This is a genomic window from Bradyrhizobium macuxiense (assembly GCF_001542415.1).
GTDB classification, from domain to species: domain Bacteria; phylum Pseudomonadota; class Alphaproteobacteria; order Rhizobiales; family Xanthobacteraceae; genus Bradyrhizobium; species Bradyrhizobium macuxiense.
The window spans coordinates 1-9,104 of sequence record NZ_LNCU01000061.1; the positions used below are offsets into that span (position 1 = coordinate 1).

Sequence of the window (9,104 nt, forward strand, 5' to 3'; positions counted from 1 at the left end):
GGGAGACCGGCAGGAGATAGAAGGTGCAAGTCCTTTACGGTGAAGGAGTAGCGATCCACACCGGCCCCGAGTCATGCGCGGGTCGTCGCGAGGCGACGCGTGAAGCGTTGACAGGGGAACGTATAGGCCAGCCATTGAGCGGCGAAATTCCAATCATCCGGAGTGCCGATGCCCTCGTTCCGGCAGAAGGCAACATGGTCGGACACGCGATCGCGAGTGCCCGACCAGCTCCGCGCCGTCTGAGACCCTGGCATGTGCGCACATCTTCTGCGCGGGAACCGGGAGGTCTCCACATTGCCCTGGGCTGCCGCGCCCGGGGCCGCACGGGGAAGGCCGGAGGCCGAAGTCCGTGATGCACGATGCGGAGAAGTCGGACCCACCCAGAGTACCGAGGAAGTCGGCGAACAACGCGGCCTACGCTGCGGCGGGGACCACGCCCAATCTCCCACCAGTGAAACCGCCGCGCGGCAACTACGCACCCCACGACGAATCCAAGCAAGCGATCAAGCGAGCGATTTAGAGGCGTTGAATCGTGTGGCAGCAGCGGGCTCTTAGCTGCGAGCAGGTCCATCGCGGATAAGACGGCGTTGGCTAGGTTGCCGGTCATCACCGCAGTCGAGATCGTGCCGGGCACCGCAAGGCGAAGGAGCGCATATTGGCAAGCCATGGCGGACACGGTCATCATCGCGGGCCGATCCGGCCTGCACGCCGTCCGGATCGACAGACGGCTTCGTGATGACGGTGAAGATCGATAGCGCGGCAAGCACGAAAAATTGAATCAGGAGTAGCAATCGCGCCAAGCTGCCCGACGGTTGCCAAGGCTAGCATGAAGACCGGTATCGCTGACAACTGGGCGCGGCCAAGTGAGCCAAGAGCAGCAGGCGGCGGGCCTTTGGCTCCTTCAGGCGGCCGGAATGCATCACGCGCCCACTGCGTGAACGGTTTTTGAGATGAAATCTTCTGAAACTCAAACACCTGTACCGCAATGCCTACCCGGTGAATGCCCTCGAGGTCGTGGAGATTGACAACTATTTCCAGAACTATTATGTATAGACATAATAATGAGGGAGCACGGCATGCCGCCCATCTACATCGCCTATCTCAACCGGCTCGACATCGAGGAACTGAAGATTACCGACCAGGAGATCCTCGCTGCGATCGAGACCAGCCTGACGGCTCAGGGCAGGGGCGACACCGTGATTGAGCCGCGCGTGCATCTAGAGCCGGGCGCAGCCAACGGGCACTTCAACGTTCTGCGCGGGGCAATCAAGCCGCCGATCGACAGGGCAGGGGTCAAGATCGTCGGCGACTTCGTAGACAACTATAAGCTCGGCCTGCATTCCGAGCTCGGCATCCTGGCGCTGTTCGATCCACGCACCGGCGCGCCTCAGGCGATCATGGATGCCAGCGGTATCACCGACATGCGCACCGGCGCGGTCACGGCGATCGGCGCCAAATACCTCGCCCGCAAGAACTCCAAGATCCTCGGACATGTCGGCGCGCGCGGCACCGCCTACTGGAACGTGCGGCTGCTCAATCATCTCTTCGACTTCGACGAGATCCGCGTCCACTCGCGCCGCGAGGAAAGCCGCAACAGCTTTGCCGAGCGACTAAGCCGCGATCTCGGCAAGAAGGTCGTCGCAACTGAAGATTGGCAAAGCTGCGTTGAAGGCGCCGACATCGTCGTCGAGGCCTCGCGTCTCGACACGCCGACCCCGATGCTGAAGACCGAATGGATCAAGCCAGGCGCCTTCGTCGCGCCCTACGGCACCATGAGTGCGATTGAGCTGTCGCTGACCGACATGATGGCGAAACTGGTGGTTGATGATTGGGGACAATGCAAGGGCGGCAAGTTCGGCAGCCTTCGTGCCCATGTCGAAGCCGGCAAGCTCTCCGAGTCGACGCTGCACGCCGAGCTTGGGCAGATTGTGGCCGGCCTCAAACCGGGCCGCGAAAGCGAAGCCGAGACCAATTTGCTCTGGCATCGCGGGCTATCGCTGTCCGACATCGCGCTTGGACATGCGATGCTGGAGAAGGCCGAGCGGATCGGCGTGGGGCAGCGCCTGCGTTTTGCCTGACCGGGAAGCGGGGACCTCCGAACATGCGCCGCGTTGCCAATGCGCGAATGTACTCGGTCAATCCACAGGCGGCAGCGGCCTGGACCGATCTGTTCGGCTGGCTCGCGCGCGATAGCGGCGTAGAGCTTGACGTTATCGCTCACGCCTTTCCGCTGCCACTGTCCGACCTTTGGTCACGCAGCGATCTCGCCTGCGCCTTCATGTGCGGATTCCCGTTCATGCTGGCGGCGCATCGGCCGCGGCCGGTCGCGGCTCCTATTCCGGCCAAGGCTCCCACTCATGGCCGGCCGGTCTACGCGACGCGGCTGCTGGTTCGCGCAGATTCCAGGTTCGCCACGGTCGAGGATACGTTCGGCGGCCGGGTCGGGTACACCGTCGCGGATTCCCATTCCGGGTACAACGCACTGCGGCACCACCTTGTGCCGTATTACCGGCAGCGTGGTGCGCGGCTCTATCGGGATAGCGTCGGACCGCTCACGACCCCGCGTCGCGTCCTCGACGCGCTGTCGGCGGGTGACATCGATATCGGTCCGCTCGACAGCTATGCGCTGGACCTGATGCTGCGTCATGAGGCTGAGCTTGCTACAAAGATCAGGATTGTCGGGACAACCGACCCCGCGCCGGCTCCGTTGCTGGTCGCGGCGCCTGACTGTCCCGATGAGATCGTCACCAGATTGCAGGCGACACTTGCAACCTTCGCCGAGGCGCCTGCCTGTGCCGGCCTGAGGGACCGGCTCTGTCTCGATGGCTTCGCGCCGGTTGAGATCGATGATTATGAGCTGATGCTGCGCTGGGACGCGGAGGCGCGCGCGGCGGGCTATGCCGAGCCGATCTGACGGCCACCTTCGTGAAGCAGCACGAGATAGCAGGCGGTCGCGGGTGCCGGCACGATCTGGCACGGGGCATCGGCCGTGGATGTCAGGATGGCGCTATCGCCGGGCATCAGCGTGACCGTGCGCTGCCGGACAATCAGGCTGACCTCGCCGGACGGAGCGACGACCGCGGCGATCCGGTGGTCGCCGAAGTCGAAAATCGTTGATGCGTTCACGCGCTGCAGCCGGTGATCGTAGCGGCCACGCCGCGTCATCACGTTGAGATCGACGATCGCGCCGGCCAGCAATCGTGCCGAGGTCGGGGTGTCCCCCGCAAACCGGATGGGATCCGAGGCGGCATCGAGCACGACGTCCGCAGCATCGCCGATCCCTAACACGAGCCCGCGTCCGGTGACCACGGCGAGGCTTCGATCGGTGCCAACGAATTCCGAGAACGGCCCATCAGACGCAACGCGGGCCATGCTGATGCGCCAATCGAATTCATCGAGTGAGGCGTTGTCGGGTTCGACGGCGATCTCGGTGGTCGCGCCGCCGCCGTTCTTCCAGGGCACGATGCGGCAGTCGGCGGCGCGGACGATCTTCACAGCGGCCGCCCTCAGCCGAGACTTGGCAGGTCGAGCTTGTTGGCGCGCGCGCAGTCGATCGCGAGCTCGTAGCCGGCGTCGGCGTGACGCATCACGCCGCTGGCGGGATCGTTCCAGAGCACGCGCGCAATGCGCTGGGCGGCCTCCGGCGTGCCGTCGCAAACGATGACCATGCCCGCGTGTTGCGAATAGCCGATCCCGACACCACCGCCGTGATGCAGCGACACCCAGGTTGCGCCGCCGGCGCAGTTCAGGAGCGCGTTCAGCATCGGCCAGTCGGACACGGCATCGGAGCCGTCGCGCATCGCCTCGGTCTCGCGATTGGGCGAGGCGACGGATCCGGAATCGAGATGGTCGCGGCCGATCACGATCGGGGCCTTCAGCTCGCCGCGCGCGACCATCTCGTTGAACGCAAGGCCGAGCCGGTGGCGATCGCCGAGGCCGACCCAGCAGATGCGGGCAGGCAGGCCCTGAAATGCAATCCGCTCACGCGCCATGTCGAGCCAATGATGCAGGGAGGCATCATTGGGCATCAACTCCTTCACCTTGGCATCGGTACGATAGATGTCTTCGGGATCGCCTGAGAGTGCAGCCCAGCGGAACGGACCGATACCGCGGCAGAACAGCGGACGGATGTAGGCCGGCACGAAGCCGGGGAAGTCGAAGGCATCCTTGACGCCTTCCTCGAGCGCCATCTGGCGGATGTTGTTGCCATAGTCGACGACCGGAATGCCCATCCGGTGGAAGTCGAGCATGGCACTGACATGCTCGGCCATCGAGGCACGGGCCGCGCGATCGACGGCCTTCGGGTCGCTTTCGCGGCGCGATTGCCAGTCGTGGATCGACCAACCCTTCGGCAGATAGCCGTTGACGGGATCGTGCGCGGAGGTTTGGTCCGTGACGGCATCGGGCCGTACTCCGCGCCTGACCAGCTCGGGGAAGATCTCGGCCGCATTGCCGAGCAGCCCGACCGAGACCGGCTTTCGCGTTCGTCCGGCCTCATCGATGATGGCCAGCGCCTCGTCGAGATCGTTCGCCTGCCGGTCGAGATAGCGGGTTCGCAACCTCATCTCGATGCGCGAGGGCTGGCATTCGACGGCAAGACATGATGCGCCAGCCATGACTGCCGCGAGCGGTTGCGCGCCGCCCATTCCGCCGAGGCCGGCGGTGAGAATCCATTTGCCGGACAGGCTGCCACCGTAATGGCGGCGCCCGAGTTCGGCAAAGGTCTCGTAAGTGCCCTGAACGATGCCCTGGCTGCCGATGTAGATCCAGGAGCCCGCCGTCATCTGGCCGTACATCATCAGGCCCTTGCGATCGAGCTGGTTGAAATGCTCCCAGGTCGCCCAGTGCGGCACCAGGTTGGAATTGGCGATCAGGACGCGCGGCGCGTCCGGATGGGTACGGAAGACGCCGACCGGCTTGCCGGACTGCACGGCAAGCGTCTCGTCGCCTTCGAGGCGGCGGAGCGTGGTGACGATGCGGTCGAAGCTCTCCCAGTCGCGCGCGGCGCGTCCGATGCCGCCATAGACGACGAGCTCGCCCGGCTTCTCGGCGACGTCAGGGTCGAGATTGTTCATCAGCATCCGCAGCGGTGCTTCGGTCAGCCAGCTCTTTGCCGAAAGCTCGGTACCGTGGGGCGCACGGATGATGCGCGCATTGTCGATACGTGTCATGGATGCATGTCCAGTGCTGAAGGGGATGCCGGAATCATGTCTGGCCTCGCCAGACGCGCGCGTGCAGTGGATTGAAGCCCATCCGGTAGACCAGCTCGGCGGGGCGTTCGATGTCCCAGATCGCAAGATCGCAACGCTTCCCGGCATCGAGGCTGCCGGCTTCGTCCGACAGCCCAAGCGCGCGGGCGGCCTCACGGGTCACCGCGGCGAGGCATTCGTCGACCGTCAGGCGGAACAGGGTTGCTCCCATGTTCATGGCCAGCAGCAGCGACGTCAGCGGCGACGAGCCCGGATTGCTGTCGGTCGCCAGCGCGATCGGAACGCGGTGCCTGCGCATCAGATCGATCGGCGGCGCCTGGCGCTCGCGGAGAAAGTAATAGGCGCCGGGAAGCACCACCGCGACCGTTCCCGCATGCGCGATGGCCGTGACACCGCCTTCGTCGGCATATTCCAGATGGTCCGCCGACAGTGCGCCGAACCGCGCGGCAAGCGCAGCGCCGCCGAGGTTCGACAATTGATCGGCGTGGAGCTTGACGGGAAGGTTGTGCTGACGCGCCCGGGCAAATACCTGCGCGGTCTCTTCCACCGAGAAAGCGATGGTCTCGCAGAAGGCGTCGACGGCGTCGACCAGGCCTTCGGCTGCAAGCGCCGGGATCATCTCGCAGACGTCGGCGATATAGGCCTTGGAGTCGCCGGCGCGTTCGGGCGGCAGTGCATGGGCGCCGAGGAACGATGTCCGCACCGTCACAGGATTGGCTTGCGCGAGCCTGCGCGCTGCGCGGAGTTGACGGCGCTCGGTTGCAAGCTCCAGCCCGTAGCCCGATTTGATTTCGATGGTCGTCACGCCTTCGGCGAGCAGCGCGTCAAGACGGCGTTGCGCGCCGGACACGAGGTCGTCCTCGCTCGCGCGCCGCGTCGCCTTCACCGTCGACACGATGCCGCCGCCTCGCCGGGCGATCTCCTCATAACTTGCGCCTGCGAGCCTCAGCTCGAATTCCTCGGCACGGTTGCCGCCATAGACGAGGTGAGTGTGGCAATCGATCAGGCCGGGCGTGATCCACCGCCCTTCGCAATCGATGCTCTCGGCCGCGCCCAGGCCGGTCGGTGCGTCGGCCTTGGGGCCGGCATAGACGATGATCCCGTTCCTGGCGGCGATCAGACCGTCCTCGACGATGCCAAGTCCCTCGCGCCCGGGAGAAAGCGTTGCAAGCCGACAATGATGCCAGATCCGATCAGCGACAGTCATGATGATGGAAATCCGCTATCCTCTCCGTCGATCACTTGGCAATGAGACCTTATTTGTCTATACATATTACGTGGCGACGGGTGTTGTCCAGCGTCGTCAACATCGGAGAGTAGAGTGCCGGAGCTGCATTTCAAGCAGGCCTTGCTGCCCGGAGGCTGGTTGTGCGACGTGCTCGTGTCGATTAAGGGCGGCCACATCGCGGCAGTCAGCACCGGCGTTGCGGCCAGCGACGCCTGTGAGCGTCACGCGATTGGACTGCCGGGACTGCCTAACCTGCACAGTCACGGCTTTCAGCGCGGCATGGCCGGCCTGACCGAGATCCGCAGCGCCCCGTCGGACAGCTTCTGGACCTGGCGCGACCTGATGTATCGATTCGTCGACCGCATGACGCCTGATGACGTCGAGGCGATCACGGCGCAGGCCTATGTCGAGATGCTCGAGGCGGGCTTCACGCGGGTCGGGGAGTTTCACTATCTCCATCACGATCCGTCGGGCGTGCCTTACGACGATATCGCGGAACTCGCCGGGCGCATCGCAGCGGCAGCCAAGGCCAGCGGCATCGGCTTGACGCTGCTTCCCGTGTTCTACGCTCATGGCGGTTTTGGGGGCCGCGCTCCCGATCCGGGACAGCGGCGCTTCCTCAACACTGTCGACCGGTTTGCCCGGCTGGTTGACGGATCTCGCCGTGCTGTTGCCGAATGCGACTCGGCCAACGTCGGGATCGCGCCGCACTCGCTCCGGGCGATCACGCCCGATGAGCTCGCAGCGATCGTGCCACTCGGCGGCGGGGCACCGGTCCACATCCACGTCGCAGAGCAGACCAGGGAAGTCGATGACTGCATCGCGTGGAGCGGGGCGCGGCCAGTACGATGGCTGCTCGATCATGCTCCGGTTGATCACAGATGGTGCCTGATCCACGCCACGCACATGACGGGCGAGGAAAGCCGAGCCATGGCGGTGACGGGCGCGGTGGCCGGACTCTGTCCGATGACCGAGGCCAATCTGGGGGACGGCATCTTCGACACACCGACATTCGGCGCGAGCGGCGGCCGATTCGGCGTGGGCACGGATTCCAACGTCCTGATCGGCGTTGCGGACGAACTGCGGCAGCTCGAATATTCGCAGCGCCTGGCGCTGCGCGTCCGCAACGTGATGGCAACGCCGCGTATTGCCTCGACCGGCCGCGCACTGTTCGACGCCGCGCTCGCAGGCGCTGCGCAGGCACTGGGCGTTGCCGGGGGCCTCGCGCCGGGCCTCGCGGCCGATATCGTGAGCCTTGATGCCGAGCGCTCAGCGCTGGCAGGCCGGTCGGGCGACGCGATCCTTGATGGTTGGATCTTCGGCAGCCCGCGCCCGCTTGTGGACTGCGTCTGGACATCGGGCCGCAAGGTTGTGACAAAGGGCAGGCATCACCTGGCGGAATCGGTTGCGGCCATGTTCCGCCGGAGACTTGAAGGCTTGCTCGCAGAATGACCCCACCATCTAAACCGAGACCGTCCGCAGGCGAAACTCTGCATCAACGTATCCGCAGTGATATCGAAGGTCGCATTCTGTCGGGCGAATGGCCGCCAGGCCACCGCTTGCCGTTCGAACATGAACTGATGGACACCTATTCCTGCGCGCGGATGACCGCGAACAAGGCGCTCTCCGCGTTGGCGGCTTCAGGCCTCGTCGAGCGCCGGCGGCGGGCTGGCAGCTTCGTCGCGCGTCCGAAGGTGCATTCCGCGGTGCTGCAGATTCCCGACCTGAAGTCGGAGGTCGAAAATCGTGGCGAGCGGTATGGCTACGAGTTGCTGGACCGGCAAAAACGCGGCGCCACGCGAGAGGACAGGGGACGGCTCGAAGTTCACCTTCGCGAGCCGGTCATGGCGCTACGCTGCCGGCATGACGCAGCGGACCAGCCGTTCGCGCTGGAGGACCGGCTGCTCAACCTCAAGGCGGTGCCGGACGCCGCCCTGCAGGATTTCGCGATCTTGTCGCCGAGCACCTGGCTGGTCGATCACGTGCCGTGGACCGAAGCGGAGCATCGGATCTCGGCGTGCAATGCCGACGAGGTCGTGGCTGGCGAACTCGCGATCGAGGTCGGCTCCGCCTGTCTTGTCATCGAACGATGGACCTGGCGCAGCGGCGAGCCGATCACCGCAGTGCGCTTCACTCATCCTGCCGTGCTCTACGATCTGGTTGCGCGATTCACGCCGAGCAGCTAGCTACTTTCCGGCGCAAAATTCGTGAGCCCGAGTGTTGGGGCAGAATCGGCGCAGTTGTGATTTTCTGCAAGCCTGGACGGATTTGAGTTTGACGCCCGTGCGCGCCCCTGATTCATTGATTGGGATGATTCGTGAACGCACGCTTCAAAAGCGCAAGAAACTGGTTGGAACGCTGCCGATCACCGGCGAGCTTTTGCGTGGGACGCTGTTGGAGCGAGTCGTGCGTCACAAGAGCGGCTGTCCGAAATGCGCGCGCGGCGAGGGCCATCAGGTGTACGTGCTGACGGTCAGTTATGGGCGCGGACAGACGCAACAGATCAGCGTACGGCGGGAGCGGGTGGCCGAGGTTCGTCGTTGGCTGGACAACTACCAGAAACTGAAGGAGACGATCGAGCAGATTTGCGAGCTCAATCACGATTTGCTGCGTCCCGACCCCGCCGTGCCCCACCCCGGGAGGAAGCGGCGTGATTGAGATGCGGC

General features: G+C 64.8%; 9 protein-coding genes. 5 read left to right on the top strand and 4 right to left on the bottom strand.

Annotated features, from left to right (window positions below; all coding sequences use genetic code 11):
• Window positions 1-34: 34 nt before the first annotated feature.
• Window positions 35-685 carry a DUF1275 family protein gene (locus AS156_RS46225; protein ID WP_082747581.1) on the bottom strand — a complete coding sequence of 217 codons (651 nt, stop codon included), beginning with the start codon at window positions 683-685 and terminating at the stop codon, window positions 35-37.
• A gap of 391 nt (window positions 686-1,076) precedes the next feature.
• On the opposite strand from AS156_RS46225, the gene AS156_RS18460 reads away from it, so the two are divergent.
• Together AS156_RS18460 and AS156_RS18465 are read left to right on the top strand one after the other, a co-directional pair.
• Window positions 1,077-2,078 carry an ornithine cyclodeaminase family protein gene (locus AS156_RS18460; RefSeq protein ID WP_066507160.1) on the top strand — a complete coding sequence of 334 codons (1,002 nt, stop codon included), beginning with the start codon at window positions 1,077-1,079 and terminating at the stop codon, window positions 2,076-2,078.
• Window positions 2,079-2,101: 23 nt separating this feature from the next.
• Window positions 2,102-2,914 (top strand): phosphate/phosphite/phosphonate ABC transporter substrate-binding protein, encoded by an 813-nt coding sequence (locus AS156_RS18465; protein ID WP_066507163.1) that lies wholly within the window; start codon window positions 2,102-2,104, stop codon window positions 2,912-2,914.
• Here the strand turns inward: AS156_RS18465 and AS156_RS18470 are convergent.
• Genes AS156_RS18470 through hutI form a run of 3 tightly spaced genes read right to left on the bottom strand, consistent with a single transcriptional unit; the run spans window position 2,896 to window position 6,417 of the window.
• The gene (locus AS156_RS18470; RefSeq protein ID WP_066507165.1) at window positions 2,896-3,495 is read right to left on the bottom strand and encodes a HutD/Ves family protein; all 600 of its coding nucleotides are present in this window, start codon (window positions 3,493-3,495) and stop codon (window positions 2,896-2,898) included. The genes AS156_RS18465 and AS156_RS18470 overlap by 19 nt on opposite strands.
• Window positions 3,496-3,506: 11 nt before the next feature.
• The gene (hutU, locus tag AS156_RS18475; RefSeq protein ID WP_066507167.1) at window positions 3,507-5,171 is read right to left on the bottom strand and encodes a urocanate hydratase; all 1,665 of its coding nucleotides are present in this window, start codon (window positions 5,169-5,171) and stop codon (window positions 3,507-3,509) included.
• Between the two features lie 34 nt (window positions 5,172-5,205).
• Window positions 5,206-6,417: an imidazolonepropionase gene (hutI, locus tag AS156_RS18480; RefSeq protein ID WP_066507169.1), complete on the bottom strand. Its 1,212-nt coding sequence runs from the start codon at window positions 6,415-6,417 to the stop codon at window positions 5,206-5,208.
• A gap of 114 nt (window positions 6,418-6,531) precedes the next feature.
• Here hutI and AS156_RS18485 point away from each other — a divergent pair, with 114 nt between their 5' ends.
• From AS156_RS18485 to AS156_RS18495, 3 genes are read left to right on the top strand one after another with little or no spacing between them, the layout of a single operon-like run.
• Window positions 6,532-7,890 carry a formimidoylglutamate deiminase gene (locus AS156_RS18485; protein WP_066507176.1) on the top strand — a complete coding sequence of 453 codons (1,359 nt, stop codon included), beginning with the start codon at window positions 6,532-6,534 and terminating at the stop codon, window positions 7,888-7,890.
• Complete coding sequence (gene hutC / locus AS156_RS18490) at window positions 7,887-8,624, top strand: histidine utilization transcriptional repressor HutC (protein ID WP_066507178.1); 738 nt, start codon at window positions 7,887-7,889, stop codon at window positions 8,622-8,624. Before AS156_RS18485 ends, hutC begins: the two co-directional genes overlap by 4 nt.
• 31 nt (window positions 8,625-8,655) lie before the next feature.
• A complete protein-coding gene (locus AS156_RS18495; RefSeq protein ID WP_136625947.1) occupies window positions 8,656-9,096 on the top strand; it encodes a DUF6788 family protein in 441 nt (146 codons plus the stop codon).
• The last annotated feature ends 8 nt before the right edge of the window (window positions 9,097-9,104 follow it).